The sequence below is a fragment of the Parabacteroides sp. merdae-related_45_40 genome (assembly GCF_001915675.1).
Map to the genome: position 1 here is coordinate 1 of NZ_MNQY01000144.1, position 19,536 is coordinate 19,536.

At 46.1% G+C, this 19,536-nt stretch carries 14 protein-coding genes and 2 pseudogenes; 10 read left to right on the forward strand and 6 right to left on the reverse strand.

Going from position 1 to position 19,536, the window contains the following annotated elements; all coding sequences use genetic code 11:
* Positions 1–390, reverse strand: a 390-nt coding sequence (locus BHV83_RS20755) for a carboxypeptidase-like regulatory domain-containing protein (protein WP_286758011.1), incomplete at its 3' end; no start/stop codon positions are given.
* A gap of 520 nt (positions 391–910) precedes the next feature.
* Between BHV83_RS20755 and dnaK the strand changes: the two genes are divergently transcribed.
* Positions 911–2,827 (forward strand): molecular chaperone DnaK, encoded by a 1,917-nt coding sequence (gene dnaK / locus BHV83_RS20760; protein WP_119216636.1) that lies wholly within the window; start codon positions 911–913, stop codon positions 2,825–2,827.
* 93 nt (positions 2,828–2,920) lie between these two features.
* Here the strand turns inward: dnaK and BHV83_RS20765 are convergent.
* The 3 genes and pseudogenes from BHV83_RS20765 to BHV83_RS20775 form a co-directional block, all read right to left on the reverse strand.
* Positions 2,921–3,700: pseudogene (locus BHV83_RS20765) on the reverse strand (amidohydrolase).
* A gap of 4 nt (positions 3,701–3,704) precedes the next feature.
* Entirely contained in the window at positions 3,705–4,250 is a 546-nt protein-coding gene (locus BHV83_RS20770; protein ID WP_005635968.1) for a lysophospholipid acyltransferase family protein, read from the reverse strand.
* A 10-nt stretch (positions 4,251–4,260) separates the two neighbouring features.
* The gene (locus BHV83_RS20775; protein ID WP_005635966.1) at positions 4,261–4,545 is read right to left on the reverse strand and encodes a hypothetical protein; all 285 of its coding nucleotides are present in this window, start codon (positions 4,543–4,545) and stop codon (positions 4,261–4,263) included.
* 127 nt (positions 4,546–4,672) lie between these two features.
* On the opposite strand from BHV83_RS20775, the gene BHV83_RS20780 reads away from it, so the two are divergent.
* On the forward strand, positions 4,673–6,331 hold the full coding sequence (locus BHV83_RS20780; protein ID WP_122205801.1) for a glycosyltransferase: 1,659 nt from the start codon (positions 4,673–4,675) through the stop codon (positions 6,329–6,331).
* A 107-nt stretch (positions 6,332–6,438) separates the two neighbouring features.
* Positions 6,439–9,009 carry an alpha-glucan family phosphorylase gene (gene glgP / locus BHV83_RS20785; RefSeq protein ID WP_005635962.1) on the forward strand — a complete coding sequence of 857 codons (2,571 nt, stop codon included), beginning with the start codon at positions 6,439–6,441 and terminating at the stop codon, positions 9,007–9,009.
* Between the two features lie 241 nt (positions 9,010–9,250).
* On the opposite strand, the gene BHV83_RS20790 is transcribed toward glgP, so the two are convergent.
* Positions 9,251–10,633 (reverse strand): OmpP1/FadL family transporter, encoded by a 1,383-nt coding sequence (locus BHV83_RS20790; protein ID WP_195292454.1) that lies wholly within the window; start codon positions 10,631–10,633, stop codon positions 9,251–9,253.
* 232 nt (positions 10,634–10,865) lie between these two features.
* Between BHV83_RS20790 and queC the strand changes: the two genes are divergently transcribed.
* The 3 genes from queC to BHV83_RS20805 all read left to right on the forward strand — a co-directional run bounded on the left by queC (position 10,866) and on the right by BHV83_RS20805 (position 13,005).
* On the forward strand, positions 10,866–11,531 hold the full coding sequence (gene queC, locus BHV83_RS20795) for a 7-cyano-7-deazaguanine synthase QueC (RefSeq protein ID WP_036724579.1): 666 nt from the start codon (positions 10,866–10,868) through the stop codon (positions 11,529–11,531).
* Positions 11,532–11,563: 32 nt separating this feature from the next.
* Entirely contained in the window at positions 11,564–12,031 is a 468-nt protein-coding gene (gene queF, locus BHV83_RS20800) for a preQ(1) synthase (protein WP_022322909.1), read from the forward strand.
* A gap of 194 nt (positions 12,032–12,225) precedes the next feature.
* Positions 12,226–13,005 (forward strand): 3-keto-disaccharide hydrolase, encoded by a 780-nt coding sequence (locus tag BHV83_RS20805; RefSeq protein WP_005635954.1) that lies wholly within the window; start codon positions 12,226–12,228, stop codon positions 13,003–13,005.
* 81 nt (positions 13,006–13,086) lie between these two features.
* Here BHV83_RS20805 and BHV83_RS20810 read toward each other — a convergent pair whose 3' ends face one another.
* Positions 13,087–14,907: a DNA polymerase III subunit gamma/tau gene (locus BHV83_RS20810; RefSeq protein ID WP_195292455.1), complete on the reverse strand. Its 1,821-nt coding sequence runs from the start codon at positions 14,905–14,907 to the stop codon at positions 13,087–13,089.
* A 71-nt stretch (positions 14,908–14,978) separates the two neighbouring features.
* On the opposite strand from BHV83_RS20810, the gene BHV83_RS20815 reads away from it, so the two are divergent.
* The 4 genes and pseudogenes from BHV83_RS20815 to BHV83_RS20830 all read left to right on the forward strand — a co-directional run.
* On the forward strand, positions 14,979–15,284 hold the full coding sequence (locus BHV83_RS20815; RefSeq protein WP_005635952.1) for an FtsB family cell division protein: 306 nt from the start codon (positions 14,979–14,981) through the stop codon (positions 15,282–15,284).
* Complete coding sequence (locus BHV83_RS20820) at positions 15,285–15,614, forward strand: hypothetical protein (protein WP_286758014.1); 330 nt, start codon at positions 15,285–15,287, stop codon at positions 15,612–15,614.
* A 228-nt stretch (positions 15,615–15,842) separates the two neighbouring features.
* Positions 15,843–18,140: a TonB-dependent receptor gene (locus BHV83_RS20825; RefSeq protein ID WP_286758015.1), complete on the forward strand. Its 2,298-nt coding sequence runs from the start codon at positions 15,843–15,845 to the stop codon at positions 18,138–18,140.
* A 43-nt stretch (positions 18,141–18,183) separates the two neighbouring features.
* Positions 18,184–19,536: pseudogene (locus BHV83_RS20830) on the forward strand (DUF4374 domain-containing protein); the annotation flags it as partial.

A 19,536-nucleotide genomic window follows, 5' to 3' on the forward strand; every position in this document is an offset into this window, starting at 1 on the left:
CGAGATCGCCCCCGTCAAGTCCTTCTTCTTGGCCGTGCCGTAACCGATCACAACCACTTCTTCCAGCTCTTCCGTGTCTTCTTTCATCGTCACGTTGAGCGTTTTCTGATTCCCAACCGGAATCTCTTGGGAGATATAACCGATGTAAGAGAACACTAGGATGGTTTTGCCCCCTTTTACAGAAACACTGTACTTACCATCCACATCCGTGATGGAACCATTGGTCGTCCCCTTTTCCATCACGTTCACGCCAATCAGAGGTTCACCCGACTGGTCTTTTACGACACCGGTAATCGTCACATTCTGAGCAAAAGACTGGGTAACAAACAGCCCTAACAGAATTGAAATCAAACCGAATCGTAGCAAAAAATTCAATTTACACTTTTGCATTTTGATTTTAGGTAATATATTAGACATAAAAAATCACAACAAAAAATTCCACTAAGACATTAACTGTCTGCAGAAAACCAAAAGGAAATATTTGAGAATAAAAACAAAGACATCATGATATTACATTTAATTCTTACTTCAGTTCTTAAGGAACTGTGGTGTGATAAATTGTTTTTTTTGTGTTTAAATAAAAAATTAAGTTTGCATTTTCTAAATAAAGTGTGTATGTTTGCGGCCACAAATAACAAAAACTTGAGTGAGTGTTAATTTTTTATCTACAAATACCACAGTTCCTTAAGAACTATAGAATAATAAAGGCCTATAACATTTCATGCATAACCCGTCATATCTTTCACATGACGGCAAATGTCTAAACTGACGTATTGTCACACTTCCTGCCACCTGAACTTTTACAAACCTATCCTTGTTACTTTGGCATACGATTTGTAGAACAGTTAATGCAGCTCGAAAGAGAAAAGCAAGTACAGGAAAATAATAACAATTAAAATAATAGAAAATTATGGGAAAAATTATCGGAATCGACTTAGGAACAACCAACTCTTGTGTTGCCGTACTGGAAGGTAACGAACCGGTTGTAATTGCAAACAGCGAAGGTAAAAGAACGACTCCTTCAATCGTTGCATTCGTTGAAGGTGGTGAACGTAAGGTTGGTGATCCTGCAAAACGTCAGGCTATCACAAACCCGGAAAAAACAATATTCTCTATCAAACGTTTCATGGGTGAAACCTATGATCAGGTTCAGAAAGAAATTGGTCGAGTACCTTATAAAGTAGTCCGCGGTGACAACAACACACCACGTGTCGATATCGAAGGACGCCTTTATACTCCTCAGGAAATTTCAGCAATGGTACTTCAGAAGATGAAGAAAACAGCTGAAGACTATTTAGGACAGGAAGTAACGGAAGCCGTTATCACCGTTCCGGCATACTTTAGCGACGCACAACGTCAAGCGACTAAGGAAGCGGGTGAAATTGCAGGCTTGAACGTTCGCCGTATCGTAAACGAACCGACTGCCGCATCTTTGGCTTACGGTTTGGACAAAACGAACAAAGACATGAAGATCGCCGTATTCGACTTGGGTGGCGGTACATTCGATATTTCTATTTTGGAATTAGGAGACGGTGTGTTTGAAGTAAAATCCACAAACGGTGACACTCACTTGGGTGGTGACGACTTCGACCATGTGATCATCGACTGGTTGGCTGAAGAGTTCCTGCGCGAAGAAGGCGTCGACCTGCGTAAAGATCCGATGGCTTTGCAACGTTTGAAAGAAGCGGCCGAAAAAGCTAAGATCGAATTGTCAAGCACGACAAGCACGGAGATCAACCTGCCGTATATCATGCCGGTAAACGGTGTTCCAAAGCACTTGGTCAAGACACTGACACGTGCAAAATTCGAACAGCTTGCAGACAGTCTGATCCAGGCTTGTATCGAACCATGCCGTCAGTCTTTGAAAGATGCAGGTTTGAGCACTTCCGACATTGACGAAGTCATCCTTGTAGGTGGTTCGACACGTATTCCGGCTGTACAGGCCATCGTTGAGAAGTTCTTCGGCAAGGCTCCGTCAAAAGGTGTTAACCCGGACGAAGTGGTAGCTGTAGGTGCTGCTATCCAGGGGGGGGTATTGACAGGTGAAGTAAAAGACGTTCTGTTGCTCGATGTTACTCCGTTGTCACTGGGTATCGAAACAATGGGTGGTGTAATGACCAAGCTGATCGAAGCCAATACGACTATTCCTACCAAGAAGTCTGAAACATTCACGACTGCCGTTGACAACCAGCCTTCTGTAGAAATCCACGTATTGCAGGGCGAACGTTCACTGGCTAAAGACAACAAATCGATCGGCCGTTTCCACCTCGACGGAATTCCAGCCGCACAGCGTGGCGTTCCTCAGATCGAAGTTACTTTCGATATCGATGCAAACGGTATCTTGAATGTATCGGCTAAGGATAAAGGCACCGGAAAAGTACAGAGCATCCGTATCGAGGCTTCCAGCGGCTTGAGCGACGACGAAGTAAAACGTATGAAAGAAGAAGCTCAGGCTAATGCCGAAGCAGACAAGAAGGAAAAAGAACGCATCGACAAACTGAACCAGGCCGACAGCATGATCTTCCAGACCGAAAAACAGTTGAAGGATCTAGGCGACAAACTCCCGGCTGACAAGAAGGCTCCTATCGAAACAGCCCTGAACAAGCTGAAAGAAGCCCACAAGGCTCAGGATATCGCTGGTATCGATGCAGCTATGGCAGAACTGAACAGCGTATTCCAGGCAGCAAGCCAGGAAATGTACAATGCCCAGAACGCCCAAGGTGGCGCACAACCGGGTCCTGACTTCGGTCAGCAGGCTGGTGGCAACGCCGGCAACAACAAGCAGGATGGTGGTGTAACGGATGTTGACTTTGAGGAAGTGAAATAAACATATATTTTCACATAACACAAAAAAGCGATTGCCGGTTATTTCCGACAATCGCTTTTTTGTGTTCAAATCCGAAATCCTATCAGGGAAATATCACTTGATCTCAAACGTATCCGCGTCCTTCCATGCAGGAAACTTCCCCCTTAGATCTTCCAGGAAACTTCCCCCTTAGATCTTCCGAGTGACCTCCTCACGCTTGCCGGCATCCGCCAGCTTTTTCCCTTTCGGAGAGAAGATCATGGAATCGCCCCGGTAAACAAAGCCCTTACCGTCGATCCCTACCCGGTTCACCCCGCAGACATACGCCATATTTTCCATTGCACGTGCCTGGAGCAACGTCTTCCATACTTTTTTACGCGCCTCGGGCCAGTTGGCGACATAGATCAACAGATCGTATTCGTTGTCCACGTTCCGGCTCCAAACCGGGAAACGAAGATCATAACAAACTTGCAAACAGATATTCCAGTCCTTATACCGTACGATCGTCCGTTTATCCCCGGCTGTGAAATGCTGGTCTTCGCCCGCCATCCGGAACAAATGTCGCTTGTCATACAAATAAGTTTCACCTTCGGGCGTGACGAAAAAAGCACGGTTGAAATATTTCCCGCCTTCTTTTGCAATGAAACTACCTGCCACAGCAAGCTTATATTTCTTCGCCCACCCCTTTATAGTAGGAATAGTAGGCCCATCCATCGTGTCGGCCAGCTTTTCCACATCCATAGAAAAACCCGTTGTAAACGTTTCCGGCAAAACGGCTATGTCCGTCTTACCGCTGACCCGCCGGAGCAGTTCTCCATAATAACCCAGATTTTCATCTCTGTCCTCCCAAATAATATGAGACTGGACCATACTGATACGCAAATTGTCTGCCATGATATTAAATTTGAACAAAGTTTTCCGGGTGACAAGCTGTCACTCCTCTGTAATGCTCACGGATATCACGGATATCTTTATCCGCATCACCCGTAGGATAGAATACCCCTTTAAAACCGGCCTCTTTCTTTTTGTAATCGAAATAAGCCATCAGGATAGGCACGTTGGCTTTCTGTGCGATATAGTAAAATCCCTTCTTCCAGTCATTCACCCGTTTGCGTGTACCTTCAGGAGTTACGGCCAGCTGGAATTCTTTCCGCCGATTGAACTGGCCAACCATCTGATCCGTCACCGAAGTCCGCTTACTGCGGTCAACAGGCACTCCGCCCAACCAGTCAAACAACAGGTTGAACGGAAAAAAGAACCATTCCTTTTTAATCAGGAAACTGGCGTTACGGCCAATCGAGGTATAAAACAGTTTTCCTACGATAAAATCCCAATTGCTGGTATGCGGAGCCACACATATCACACATTTAGGCACATCCTCCACTACCGGCCCAAGTTTCCAGCCGGCCAAGCGAAGAAGTGCCTTACTTATAGCTTTCTTCATTCTTTACTTTCTATTTGCTCAACTCTCCGATTTCAGTTGCTATTGCATTTATTTCCGTTTGCAGGTCCGCCCGCAATTTACAATAATATTCTTTCACCCGTTTCTTGTTTTCTTTTCCGTCCGGACGGTTGGCACGGCGAATAAATTCATCTTGCATATCAAGTACTCTCGCCATAACCACGTCGGCTTTCTCCGAATTGACACCCGGAAGATACAGCTTACAAAACAAAGCTTCCGAAAACAAATCGCCAGCCACATAGCTGATGTCTCTCTTTAAAATTCTTCTTTTAGCCATAGTTGTTTACATTAAAATATCTACAAATCTACATAATTCATTCATTAAACAAACCCTATAGTTGAAAAAAAGACAAAAATTCGTATCTTTGTCACCCTAAAATATCTGATTATAAACAAAATCGTTTATGGATAATACAACAACAACGCCAGAATATCTTTTCGAGAGCAGTTGGGAAGTATGTAATAAAGTTGGCGGTATCTATACCGTCCTTTCAACAAAAGCGCATACGTTGCAACGATCGTTTAAAGATAAGCTGATCTTTATAGGACCCGATGTGTGGACCGATACAAACGCTCCCGACTTTATTGAAGATGATGTTCTGTTTGCTGACTGGAAAACTTATACGAAGACCACAGAAAATCTGAAAGTGAAAGTAGGCCGATGGAATGTCCCGGGGACACCTCCCGTAATCTTAGTGGATTTCAAACCTTTCTTCAAAGAAAAAGATTCCTTTTTCTTCTCGATGTGGGAAAGTTTCCGAGTGGATTCGATCCATGCGTACGGTGACTACGACGAGTCTTGTATCTTCGCTTACGCGGTAGGTAAGGTCATCGAAAGTTTTTACCATTTTTACAAGCTGGAAAACAAAAAGGTTGCCGCTCTGTTCAATGAATGGATGCTGGGAATGGGTGCGCTCTACATCAAAAAACAACTCCCCGCCGTCGCAACGCTCTTCACGACACACGCCACATCCATCGGCCGTTCCATCGCCGGAAACAACAAAGCCCTGTATGCTTATATGGATGGCTACAACGGCGACCAGATGGCCGGGGAGCTGAATATGGAAGCGAAACATTCGTTGGAAAAACAGACAGCCTTGCATGTGGACTGCTTTACTACCGTGAGCGACATCACTGCCCGCGAGTGTAAACAATTGCTGGACAAAGCACCGGACATCGTCACGCCGAACGGCTTCGAGCCCAACTTCGTCCCGTCCGACAAAGAATACGACAAGAAGCGTATGGCAGCCCGCCGCGACCTGCTCAACGTCGCAGAGAAACTGCTCGGATGCTCCATCTCACCGGATGCTTTCCTGGTTTCAACCAGTGGTCGCTACGAATACCGCAATAAAGGTATCGACGTCTTTATCGAAGCAATGAACCGGGTACGCACTTCCGGCAGACTCCAGCGCGAAGTCGTCGCCTTCATCATGGTTCCGGCTTGGGTACGCGATGCACGTGCAGACCTGAAAGAAGTCATCGACAAGAATATCCGCACCACCTCCCCCATGCAAATGCCCTTCGTCACGCATTGGCTGAATCAGATGGAACAGGACAAGGTGCTGAACTATATCTCCCATGCCGGCTTCACCAATTCAGCGACCGACAAGCTGAAGATCATTTTTGTTCCTTGCTACCTGGACGGACGCGACGGTATCCTCAACAAACCCTACTACGATCTGCTGATCGGTATGGATGCGACCGTCTATCCCTCCTACTACGAACCCTGGGGATACACTCCGCTGGAAAGTATCGCATTCGGGATTCCGACCATTACCACCGATCTTGCAGGTTTCGGTCTATGGGCTAAGAAGCATGTGACAGGCAACAACATCAGTGAAGGCGTAGCCGTCGTGAACCGTGACGATTTTAATTATTTCGAAGTAGCAGATGCCATCACGTCTTCGATCCTGGCACTTGCAGGAAAGGACAAAAAGGAAACGGCAGAGATCCGGAAACGCAGTTTCTGCCTGGCTGCAAAAGCAGAATGGAGCAAATTCATTGTCTACTATGAAGAGGCTTTCAGAATCGCTTTGGAGCATGCAAGCAAAAGAAATAATTAAAATACGCTCATAATTAAACAGATAATCTCTATCTTTGCAACGTTTTAGGCAAAAAAGAGATGATACAATATTAAAATATAAATTGAAACATTTTAAACTTCACAATAATGAAAATCAAAGCGAATAACGCAAACAGCCCGATTTGGAAAGATGTTTATTCTCATTCTATGCTTCCCGAACAATTACAGCCGTTATACGAAATGGCTACAAACCTATGGTGGGTATGGAACCATGAAGGAGCCAAATTATTCGGTAAGATCGATTCTGAACTTTGGGCATCAACTGAAGGTAACCCAGTACTTTTACTTCAAAGTTTATCCTACAAACGTATTGAGGAAATTCTGGCAGATGATGTCCTGATGGCCGAAATCAAAGCTGTTTACTCAATATTCAAGGATTATGTAAATGTTAAGCCGGATCAGACAAAACCATCTGTTGCCTATTTCAGCATGGAATATGGTTTGACCAACGTGTTGAAAATCTATTCCGGCGGCCTGGGTGTACTGGCTGGTGACTATTTGAAAGAAGCCAGCGACAGCAACATCGACCTGACAGCAGTAGGTTTCTTGTATCGCTACGGTTACTTTACCCAGTCTCTGTCTATGGACGGACAACAGATTGCCAATTACGAACCGCAAAACTTCAACGCACTGCCCCTTACTCAGGTGATGCAGGCTAACGGCGAACCGATGGTATTAGAGGTTCCTTACCCCGGCCGCACCGTTTATGCGCACATCTGGAAAGTAAGCGTCGGACGCGTTCCTCTATATTTGATGGATACGGATATTCCCCAGAACAGCGAATGGGATCGCTCCATCACTCACCAGCTATATGGCGGCGATTGGGAAAACCGTATGAAACAGGAATATCTGCTGGGTATCGGTGGTATCCTGATGCTGAACAAATTAGGAATCAAGAAACAGATTTATCACTGCAACGAAGGACACGCCGCACTGATCAACGCGCAGCGTCTGGTAGACTTCATCCAAAACGACGGTCTGTCATTCAACCAAGCATTGGAAGTCGTACGCGCTTCCGCCCTATACACCGTCCACACACCGGTTCCGGCTGGTCACGACTACTTCGATGAAGGCCTGTTCGGCCGTTATATGGGTGAATTCCCCGGCAAGTTAGGTATCAGCTGGCAGGAATTTATCGACATGGGACGTGAAAATCCAGGTTCCAACGAGAAGTTCTCCATGAGTGTATTCGCTTTGAACACTTGCCAAGAAGCAAACGGCGTAAGCTGGTTGCATGGAAAAGTATCCCAGCGCATGTTCGCTCCGGTATGGAAAGGCTACTTCCCCGATGAGCTGCACGTAGGATATGTGACCAACGGCGTACATATGCCGACTTGGGCTTCTACCGAATGGAAACGTTTCTTTGCAGAACATTTCGACAAGAAGTTCTTCAAAGACCAGTCCAACAAGAAATACTGGGAAGCGATCCAGAATGTTGCCGACGAAGAAATTTGGTCTATCCGCAAGACATTGAAGAACAAACTGATTACATATATCAAGAATCAATACAAGACAAACTGGCTGAAAAACCAAGGAGATCCTGCAAAGGTTGTCTCTATCCTGGACAAAATCAACCCGAACGCCTTGCTGATCGGTTTCGGCCGCCGTTTCGCAACTTACAAACGTGCCCACTTGCTGTTCACAGATCTGGACCGTCTGGCCAAGATCGTAAACAACGAACAATATCCGATCCAGTTCGTATTCACCGGTAAAGCCCACCCGGCCGATGGTGGCGGACAGGGCTTGATCAAACATATTGTCGAGATTTCCCGCCGTCCGGAATTCTTAGGAAAGATCATCTTCCTGGAAAACTACGATATGCGTCTGGCTCGTCACCTGATCGCAGGTGTCGATGTTTGGTTGAACACTCCGACCCGTCCTCTGGAGGCATCCGGTACATCCGGCGAAAAAGCAGAGATGAACGGTGTCCTGAACTTCTCCGTATTGGACGGATGGTGGTATGAAGGTTATAAACAGGGTGCAGGTTGGGCATTGACCGACAAGCGTACTTACGAAAACCAGCAGTATCAGGATCAGCTGGATGCCGCTACTATCTACCACATACTGGAAACAGAGATTATCCCGACTTACTATGCAAGAAACAGCAAGGGCTACTCTCCCGAATGGATCCAGTACATCAAGAATTCGATGTCCGAAATCGCTCCCGACTATACGATGAAACGTATGTTGGACGACTATATCGACCGCTTCTACAACAAGTTGGCAACCCGTTCCGCTCACTTGCACGAAAACGGCTTTGCCGAAGCCAAAGCAATCGCTGCCTGGAAAGAAGAAGTGGCAGAACATTGGGATAGCTTCCAGGTAGAATCGTTTACATGCAGCCAGGACTTGGCTATCGACGGTCCGGTTGTCGGCAAAGAATATAACTTCAATCTGGTTATCGACCGCCATGAACTGAAAGGTATGTTGGGAGTAGAAATGGTTGTCACGAAAGAAAATCCGGATAACCATCAGTTGGAATTACTGGCGACAGAACAATTCAAGCTGATAAAAGAAGAAGGTTCCAAACTGTTCTTCGAACTGAAAACAGCTTCAAGCGAAGCAGGCCTTCACAAGATGGGCTTCCGCGTTTACCCTGTGAACAAAGAATTGCCTCATCGCATGGACTTCGCTTTCGTCCGCTGGATCCAGTTGTAATCAAGACAAGCAAAACAATAATTAAGAAAGAGGGTGTGCATGACACATCCTCTTTTTTTATGCAGATACTAAAGCTATGCTTTACAGTGGCTAACCCTATGAGTTACGAGCACTAACCAATAGGGTTACGGACACCGACCAATAGGGCCCCATACTGTCCGCTTGAAAGACAGAAAATCAAAAAAGGGAAGTCGCACGACAGGCAACTTCCCTTTTCAAGCTGATATAGATTTTTTTAGGTTTAGAAAGCGTAATCCAAACTTAAGCCAAACACTTTATTGGTACGGCTATAGACATTCGTACCGGGGAGATTTGTACCGCAATAATTCTCCGATTTCTTTGTATAATCATGATAATTTGTCCACATATACCCCACATTCAATGCCATCTTTTCGCTCAGCATCACCTTGGCTCCAAAGCCCAACGAATAAGAGTCACAGGAGAAACTAACATCACTTTGGAAATTATCAGACAAACCATAATCCGTAATTTGAGCGCCACCACTAATGGTCAATCTCTTGATCACGTCCCATTCAATACCAAATAGATACTCATTCGTACCTCTTTCCAATTCTTTCTGTTTTCCACCGGCCATGCCCGCTTTCTTGTCATCGAAGAAATGATACTCTACAGAAGCCTTCAACATGGGTAAAAACTGATAAGAGGCTGCCACCGAAAGCATGGAAGGAATATCGTTCGGCGTATTCACACCGTGCTTGTAAGGGCCGATCAAGTCTTCCGCACTATCAGGATAATCCAACTTCTTGGTATTGTTTTCGATGTTCAAGTTCGTCTTAAACTCATATTTAGCCCCGAAATTGAATTTACCGTATTTGACATCGACGCCCAAGACCGGTGTCAGCCCCCAACCAGTCTGATCGCAATCCAAAGCCAAATTCATCAAGTCTGTTCCACCAAAATCCTTTTTCAGCTTCGCATCCAGATACCCGTCATAGTTTCCTGAAAAATAGTTCATCCGGCCTCCGGCAAAGGCAGAAAGCCAATCCGTGATCTTGTATGACAAGCCAAGTTGCAGAGAATAAATATACTGTTTTCCGTCCATCGCACTGTTAATAGTATACATATCCGGCGTAACGATGGGACTTTTACCGCCCGTCTTTATATACTTCCCCAAACTTTCCTGGAATATACCAGCCATAGCTGCCGATTCGAACATCGGCAGGCCATCGTCAAACGATGCCTTACCGCCCCCACCCGTAATGGCAAAGAAACCGGAGATGGTCCAATCACCTTTTTTGTAAGCCGCAAAAACACTCGGAATCACAGGAGCGGCCGCCTTTCCTTTGTAATATTTTTTATAGGGAACATCGCTTACTGTCGGCACTTTATTTACAGGGTCGAAGCCACTGTATGTACCGAAAGAGGCATCGATATCCCGGGTCTGGAAAGCACTTTGGATACTCACACCTACACGGAAACCATCGGTCGGCAAGAAAGAAAGACCCGCCGGGTTAGACAAAGCACCATCTATATCAATTGCAGCACCTCGCGAAAGTGACCTTAAAAAGGCTGCATGCTGATTCGTATTCGTCAAATATCCACCAGCGAAAGAAACCAAAGGCATCATCATCAATGCCGCACCTACTACTACTTTTTTCTTCATGTTTTACTTTTCTTAATTACAAAACGGCGGCAAAGATAAATACTTTTTTCAAACATTGCACACTTTTAATGAAAATGTGCCGCACAAAATCACACATATTGTGCAATATATATTCTTCCCAATTGTCAACAATCAATTGTCAATTGTCAACAAAAAAGGTATCTTTGCACCCGAAAAGGAATGTCTCCTTTTCCGTGTGCTTGCTAAACCACGTACTAAAAACAAGAAAGATATGAAACATAAAAAAGAAGCCGCTTTGGTATGCTTCTCCGGTGGACAAGACTCCACGACCTGCCTGTTCTGGGCCAAGAAGCACTTTTCTCGCGTAGAAGCCGTATGTTTTACATACGGGCAAAAACATTCCCTGGAAATAGAGGTTGCACGAAAAATTGCAGCCGATGCCGACGTTCCCTTCCAACTGTTGGACGTGTCGTTGATCAGCCAGCTCGACCCGAACTGTTCGCTGACAAACACCGGCATTTCAATGGATCAGGAAAAACCGGCAGACAGCTACCCGAACACCTTCGTTCCGGGACGTAACATGGTATTCCTGACCTTCGCAGCAATCCTGGCACGCAGCAAAGGAATCTTCAACTTGGTAACCGGAGTGTCGGAAGCCGATTTCAGCGGTTATCCCGATTGCCGCGATACATTCGTCCGCTCCCTCAACGTCACCCTGAACCTGGCGATGGACGAACAGTTCGTGATCCACACGCCCCTGATGGACCGGGACAAAAGCGAAGTGTGGGAACTTGCGGACGAATTAGGAGTCTTCGACCTTGTACGGACCCAGACCCTCACCTGCTACAACGGCATCATGGCAGAAGGCTGCGGCCATTGCCCCGCCTGCAAACTACGCCGCGAAGGTTTGGAGAAATATTTAAAAAGACGCCGATAAACCATCGTTTACAAGAATAACAAAAAGACATCATGGATACAAGAAAAGATGAAAACGAACTACATCTGTTAGGCGGTTCAACCGTATACAAACAGGACTATGCCCCGGAAGTACTGGAAGCGTTTACAAACAAGCATCCGGACAATGATTACTGGGTACGCTTCAACTGTCCGGAATTTACAAGCCTCTGTCCGATCACCGGCCAGCCGGACTTTGCAACCATCTACATCGATTATATTCCCGATATAAAAATGGTGGAAAGCAAGAGCTTGAAATTATATCTGTTCAGTTTCCGCAACCACGGGGCTTTCCATGAGGATTGTGTCAATATCATCATGAAAGACCTTATCCGCCTGATGGCTCCAAAATACATCGAAGTAACCGGTATCTTCACTCCGCGCGGCGGAATCAGTATTTACCCGTATTGCAATTACGGCCGGCCGGGCACTAAATATGAGAAGCTGGCAGAACAACGGCTTTTCAACCATCATGCGAAATAAAAAAGCACGCACAGCTTTTCCATTAACCAGCCAATTAGATGTAAGCGTATTTTATCCTCGACAACGCCAGGAACCGAATACACTTACATCTATTTTTTATTTCTTAATTTCCTGTTTTCGATTTTATAGTCTTAATTAATCCATTACCTTTGCAAGCAATAAATTCTAAACCTATATATAAAACAATTTAGACCATGAACAAAAGCATTACAATGAAGACTGCTTTGGCAGCATTGGCTTGTACAGCTTGTGTCAGTGCAAGCGCACAAAAACAGTACCCCGAACAGGAAAAAATGAAACCGGGAATGTCTGAATACTGGACTCCGCAACCGAAAGTAGTCACTCCGGGTGACATCAAGACAAACAGCGCCCCTTCCGATGCCATCGTCCTGTTTGACGGAAAAGACCTTTCCGCTTGGCAAAACGCTAAGGGCGGCCCCGCCGAATGGATCGTAAAAGACGGCGTTTTCACTGTAGACAAGAAGAAAGGCGACATCCTGACAAAACAGAAATTCGAGAACTTCCAGTTGCATATCGAATGGTGCGTACCGGAAAACATCACCGGCACAAGCCAAGGACGCGGCAACAGCGGCATCTTCCTGCAAGACATGTATGAAATCCAGGTGCTGGATTGCTATAACAACGAAACCTACGTGAACGGACAGACCGGCAGCGTTTACAAACAGACGCCTCCTTTGGCAAATGCCATGCGCAAACCGGGAGAATGGAATGTCTACGATATTATCTATTCCGCTCCTATCTTCAAGGAAGACGGCACTTATCGTGTTCCGCCGCGCGTTACGGTCATCCAGAACGGCATCGTATTGCAGAATAACACGACTATCCTGGGTACAACGGAATACATCGGTTTCCCGAAAGTCGTAAAACACGGAGCAGGCCCGATCCGTTTGCAGTCTCATGGCGACCCCAGCGAACCGATCAGCTTCCGTAATATTTGGATCAGAGAAATGTAAATTCAGGTGAAAGGTGAAAGGTGAAAGTTAAAAAGAAATATAAATCAAACTTTTAACTTTCAACTTTCACCTTTCAACTATTTAGTCAAGTGTCAGATTAAACTCGTCTTTCAACTTAGCCAAAACCGGATTTATGTTTAGTAGGTGTTCATACTTCTCTGCTGATGTATAGGCCAAATGTTTTTGGTTCGTTTCATCTATACGGACACGCATCTGAATACGGGTATTCTTCAACTGCATCCGCAGATAACTCAATATATCGATACAATTATTCGTCAACTCATCCTGTTGGCCGGGGTTATGCACACAGACTTCAAAATAATAATTATCCTGCAAGACCGGCTTGCAATTGATCATCGTATTTTTCAGATATACCTTCTTGTCGATAGCGGAAGCATACGCATCCCAATAATGAACCAATGCTTCCTGGCTGAAAGGACTTTGCATTTCCTGTACCACGGTAGCAGTCTGTGTCACAGCCTGCGCTTTCGGATGCTCTACGCCAATCTCCTTAATGGATGTACCGAACTGGGGCGGACGCGCCACTCTCTTGGGCGCCGATGCCGGAGGGGCCTGCGGAATAAGAGTCGGAGAAGGCGGCACATGAGTGGAAACGACCTGCTGGCGGGGAGTCGCTCCGGTCATTTCCTGCGGAGATTGTACCGGACGTTGCAAAGGAGGGGCAGATTGTACGGTATATGTCTGCTGAGCCGTTACAACCTGTCCTGATTGAGCAGGGGCCTGGCCCGGCCCGTTGGATGCTATCGGCTCAATCAGCCCTTTTTTTTTATCATCGGCCGGTTGTCCGGCACTGCTTAACTGACAAAGCTGGATAAGCGTAAGTTCCAACAACAGGCGCTTATTCCGGCTGGCCCGGTAATTCAGGTCACATGTATTTGCCAGCTCGATCGCCTTGAACAACAACCCGTCGGAACAGCGCTTCGCCATCTCCTTATAACGTTCACGGATAGAAGCGCCGACCTCGAACAGGATCAAAGTAGCCTCATCCTTGCAGACCAGCAAATCACGGAAATGCGATGCCAGGCCAGTTATGATATTCTGCCCGTCAAATCCTTTGCTCAATATATCGTTCAAGATCAGGATGGCAGACCGGACGTTCCCGGAAAGCATCGCATCCGTCAACCGGAAATAATATTCGTAATCCAGGACGTTCAGGTTATCGATAACAGCCTGATAGGTAATATTCCCATTTGTAAAACTGACTACCTGGTCGAAGATGGACAACGCGTCGCGCATACCGCCATCCGCTTTCTGGGCAATCACATTCAGGGCTTCCGGTTCAGCCGTCACTCCTTCGCAGGAAGATACGTATTCCAGATGCTCCACCATATCGGCAATCGAGATACGCGAAAAGTCGTATATTTGGCAACGGGACAGGATGGTCGGCAACACCTTATGCTTCTCCGTCGTAGCCAGAATGAACAAAGCATGATGGGGCGGTTCCTCCAATGTTTTCAGAAATGCATTGAAAGCCGCCGAACTCAACATATGCACCTCATCGATAATAAAGACCTTGTATTTTCCGATAGGAGGCGGAATGCGCACCTGGTCGATCAGGGCACGGATGTCATCGACCGAGTTGTTGGAGGCGGCATCGAGTTCATGGATATTATAAGAACGCTGCTCGTTGAAGGCCTTGCAGGATTCGCATTCGTTACAGGCTTCCCCGTCGGCAGTCGGATTCAGACAATTGATCGTCTTGGCAAAGATACGGGCACAAGAAGTCTTGCCCACTCCACGGGGACCGCAAAAGAGGTAGGCATGAGCCAGCTTGTTACTCTGTATTGCATTCTTAAGTGTAGTTGTCAAGGACTTCTGTCCTACCACACTACGAAAAGTAGAAGGACGGTATTTCCTTGCCGATACAATATAATTATCCATTCTCTGCTTTTTTATTAACAAGACAAAGATAAACAAAATAATTCATTTACCTTTGCAAAAACGAAGTTCCTATGTCACGCATAAAAGACTTTTACAACAAGTATCTATCCAGGATCAATGCCTACTGGCTGGTAACCATCGTGTTCTTCGCCCTGACATTCGTAATGGGCGATAGCAGTCTGTACAAGCGTTATACATACGATGAAAAGATTCGTAGCCTGGAAAAGGAAATCAAGCATTACCAGAAGGAGATCGAAATCAACAGCAAAAAGCTGAACGATCTGCATACGGATAAGGAAGGACTCGAACGCTTCGCCCGTGAAGAATATTTCATGAAAAAGCCGAACGAGGATGTATATATTATTAAGAACAAATAAATGAACGAAAAAGCAAGAACGATCGTTTTCAATATCTCCGCCCTGCTGCTGCTCGCCGGTGCGGGATTATATCTGGCATTGCCGGTTGCAGCTCCTTACCTGTTCGCCGTCGGGGCTGCCGGTATAACAGTCTGTTACCTGACAATGCCTATCAAGGATATGGATTTTCGCAGGCGCAGATTGCACCGCTACAACATATTTGCCGGGTTGCTGTGCATATTCACCTCCGCCCTGATGTTCAGCGGACGGAAAGAATGGATGATTTGCCTGACCATTTCAGCCCTGCTTCAGTTATACACGGCATTTGTCACCCCTAAAAAAGAAAACTAAAAACGAAAAATACCTACATATAGTTAGAAGTATTGTCTAAATTACAATTACAGGGACAATAAAATTACCTAAAATCCGCGATTGATGCGCTTTCTATTTATAAGGAACTTTGCAGCGTTTTATTAACGATACAAAACTCTTTATAAATTGAAAGCGACTATTCTAAAAATTTCCGGCTTATTCATATTCCTCTTGGCTGTAATATCCGCCTCCGCTCAGGACAGGGCGATGATCTCAGGTAAAATCATATCTACGGAAAAAGAAACCGTTGATTTCGCAACGGTCTACCTAAAAGGTACCACATACGGCGGAACAACCAACGAACAAGGTATTTACCATCTGAAAGCTCCGGCTGGCGACTACACGTTAGTCGTATCTGCCATCGGTTACAAGACTGTTGAGAAACCGGTGAAACTTACCGGTGGAGAAAGGACCAGGCAGAATATCACCATCACTCCGCAATCGACGGAGCTGGACGAAGTGGTCGTTGTCTCAAACGGAATAAGCCGTTTGAAACGTTCGGCATTCAATGCCGTAGCACTCGATACGAAAGAACTGCAAAATTCCAACAAAAGCCTGAGCGAGGCACTGGCGAAAGCTCCGGGAATGAAGGTTCGTGAATCCGGGGGTGTCGGTTCGGACATGCAACTTACGCTGGACGGTTTCAGTGGCAAGCACGTAAAAATATTTATCGACGGCGTGCCGCAGGAAGGTGTGGGAAGTTCGTTCGGGCTGAACAACATCCCGGTCAACTTTGCCGAACGCATCGAAATCTACAAAGGCGTGGTTCCGGTAGGCTTCGGTACGGATGCAATCGGAGGCGTGATCAACATCATCACTAAAAAGAAGCGGGACAGATGGTTTTTAGATGCCTCCTATTCCTATGGCTCTTTCAATACGCACAAGTCTTACGTGAATTTCGGACAGACGTTCAAAAACGGATTCACCTACGAAATCAATGCTTTCCAAAACTATTCGGATAATGATTACTACGTGAACGCTCCGGTAGAAAACTTCGAAACCGGAAGCATCGACAGAAGCAAGAAGGAACGGGTGAAACGTTTCAACGATACCTACCACAATGAAGCCGTCATCGGCAAACTGGGGATCGTAGACAAGAAATGGGCGGACCGCCTGCTGCTGGGTTTCACCTACTCCAATATGTACCAGGACATACAGACTGGTGTACGCCAGGAAATCGTTTACGGGCAAAAACACCGCAAAGGGCACTCTCTGATGCCCTCACTGGAATATGGCAAACGCGATCTGTTCACAAAAGGGCTGGACATCGTGTTGACAGCCAACTACAATAAAAACCAGACAACCAACGTAGACACCTCTTCTTATGAATACAACTGGCGTGGAGAAAAGCACCTGATGAACTCCGCCGGAGAACAGTCAAGACAGCATTCACGGGCAGACAACAATAACTGGAACGGCACATTGACACTCAATTACCGGGTCGGTAAAATGCATACATTTACCTTCAATCATGTGCTGAACACTTTCCATCGCTCCAATACCTCCCTGCTTGCAGCCGAAGAGATGAAAAGCGCCATTGCCAAAGAAACCCGTAAAAACATTTCGGGCCTTTCCTACCGATTGATGCCGTCCGAACACTGGAACTTTTCCGCTTTCGGAAAATACTACAACCAATTTGTAGCAGGCCCGATGGCAACATCAAGCACGCAGGACGAATACGTACGCAAAACACGTTCTGTCAACTCATTCGGATACGGGGCGGCCGGAACCTACTTCATCTTGACAGACCTGCAAGCCAAGCTGTCTTACGAAAAAGCTTATCGCCTGCCGACCATCGAAGAGATGTTCGGTGACGAAGACCTGGAAATGGGCGAACTGAGTATCCGACCGGAAAATAGCGACAATATCAACCTCAACCTGAGCTACAACAAGACATTCGGAAAACATACCTTGTATGTGGAAGGTGGAGTGGTCTACCGCAATACGAAAGATTACATACAACGTAACATCACAGACTTGAGTGGCGGCAAGCAAGCGGCAACCTATATCAACTACGGCAAAGTCGAGACAAAGGGATTTAATCTGTCCATCCGCTACAACTTCGCAAACTGGGTGAGCGTAGGCGGTAACTTTACCCAAATGGACGTACGCGACAAAATGAAAACCTCCATTACCAGCAGTGCCGAAAACCTGGCCTATGGAGAACGGATGCCTAACCTTCCCTACCGGTTTGCGGATTCCGACATATCGTTCTACTGGCGTAACCTTTGGAAAAAAGGTAATGTGCTGACTGTTACTTACGACAATCAATACCTGCATAGCTTTACTTACTATTCGTCTGCTATCGGATCGAAAAACAATGACTATGTCGTACCGAATCAGTTCTCTCACAATTTAGCCCTTTCCTACAGCCTTCAGAACGGACGGTACAACGTGTCGTTGGAGTGCCGCAACTTTACAAACGAAAACTTGTACGATAATTTTAGTTTGCAGAAAGCCGGACGCGCTTTCTACGGTAAAGTAAGAGTTTATTTCGGAAATTAATTCAATTATCACAGTTACTAAATATAAATACATTTATTGCAAGATGAAAAAGAATCATTTATTAACCGGTATTGCCGCAGTTATGCTGACGGGTGGACTGTTTACTTCCTGTAGTGACAACGAGATCCCGGCACCGGACGAAGGAGGAAAAGGTGAAACAAAAAACACATTCGTAATCCCTGCTTCTACAACGGCATCCGGAAATACGACCAACGTACTGCTTACAGCCGAGAGTGTGGACGAAGGGACCATCACGACATTGAACAACGGCCTCGTGAATGACGGAGCCACACAATGGGTTTTCTATAAAGACCAGTATTTGTACGGCCTGACTTACAATCAGGGAAATGCCGGGGACACACGCTCGTATATCCTGAATGCGGACGGAGAACTTGAAACCCGCTCACAAAGCTATAAGGTCAAACGATTTACGACTTACGGCATTTATGACAAGTATATCATGACTCTTTCTTCGGGTGACGGTCCGACGGAATGGGCGGACGAGAACGGCTACGTCCCCCAGTCATTCCTGGTCTCTCTTTTAGATGTCGCAGCCGAGACAAAAACGGACAACGACACAAAGAACAAAGCCTACCTGTCCGAAAACTTCCTGGGCAATGGCGAATATGTAACGCTGGCAGGTATCTTGGAACATAACAGCAAGATCTATAGCGTAGCCGTACCGATGGGATTAAGCCAGTATGGGACAAAAGACGGAAACGGGAAATGGATTCTGCCGGGTAACGAAGACTTGGTGAAAACCGAATCCGGTGGTTCGAACAGTAGCGCTTACGAAAAAGACGAGCTATTGTGGACACAGTATCCGAATTCCTGTTGGGTCGCCATCTTCGACGATGAAACATTTACAAATAAGAAAATCATCAAGACTGATAAAATCAGTTACGCTTGCGGCCGTTTCAAATCGCAATATTACCAGATGATCTGGGCCGCCGATAATGGCGACATCTATGTATTCTCACCATCATATGCCAAAACGATGACCGACCCGCGCCAACAAACCAACTTGCCGGCCGGTGTGGTGCGCATCCCGAATGGAAGCGAAGATTTCGACGATTACTACTGCAACCTGGAGGCACAGAGCAACGGCAACTCCTTCCTTCGCAGCTGGCATATAACAGAAGATTATTTCTTGTTGCTGATGTATGACCGTGGCCGTATTCAAAGCCGGAGCCGAAAAATTGACTTACGTGAGCGGACTTCCTTCAACCGATATAATTTCCGGTTTCGGAAACACGATACATGTTGAAAACGGCAAGGCTTACATCGCTGTAACGACAACCGACGGGAACCCAGCAATCTACAAGATCGACCCGGTTAACGCCAATGCTACAAAAGGTGTAACAGTCGAAGCAACCCAAATAACCGGTATCGGCAA

Bases quoted from the DNA above. Each gene is read 5' to 3' on its own strand.
- BHV83_RS20820 (WP_286758014.1), top strand. From the start codon at position 15,285: ATGAACGAAAAAGCAAGAACGATCGTTTTCAATATCTCCGCCCTGCTG.
- BHV83_RS20810 (WP_195292455.1), bottom strand. From the start codon at position 14,907: ATGGATAATTATATTGTATCGGCAAGGAAATACCGTCCTTCTACTTTT.
- BHV83_RS20770 (WP_005635968.1), bottom strand. From the start codon at position 4,250: ATGAAGAAAGCTATAAGTAAGGCACTTCTTCGCTTGGCCGGCTGGAAA.
- BHV83_RS20825 (WP_286758015.1), top strand. From the start codon at position 15,843: ATGATCTCAGGTAAAATCATATCTACGGAAAAAGAAACCGTTGATTTC.
- glgP (WP_005635962.1), top strand. From the start codon at position 6,439: ATGAAAATCAAAGCGAATAACGCAAACAGCCCGATTTGGAAAGATGTT.
- BHV83_RS20775 (WP_005635966.1), bottom strand. From the start codon at position 4,545: ATGGCTAAAAGAAGAATTTTAAAGAGAGACATCAGCTATGTGGCTGGC.
- BHV83_RS20790 (WP_195292454.1), bottom strand. From the start codon at position 10,633: ATGAAGAAAAAAGTAGTAGTAGGTGCGGCATTGATGATGATGCCTTTG.
- queF (WP_022322909.1), top strand. From the start codon at position 11,564: ATGGATACAAGAAAAGATGAAAACGAACTACATCTGTTAGGCGGTTCA.
- queC (WP_036724579.1), top strand. From the start codon at position 10,866: ATGAAACATAAAAAAGAAGCCGCTTTGGTATGCTTCTCCGGTGGACAA.
- BHV83_RS20805 (WP_005635954.1), top strand. From the start codon at position 12,226: ATGAACAAAAGCATTACAATGAAGACTGCTTTGGCAGCATTGGCTTGT.
- dnaK (WP_119216636.1), top strand. From the start codon at position 911: ATGGGAAAAATTATCGGAATCGACTTAGGAACAACCAACTCTTGTGTT.
- BHV83_RS20815 (WP_005635952.1), top strand. From the start codon at position 14,979: ATGTCACGCATAAAAGACTTTTACAACAAGTATCTATCCAGGATCAAT.
- BHV83_RS20780 (WP_122205801.1), top strand. From the start codon at position 4,673: ATGGATAATACAACAACAACGCCAGAATATCTTTTCGAGAGCAGTTGG.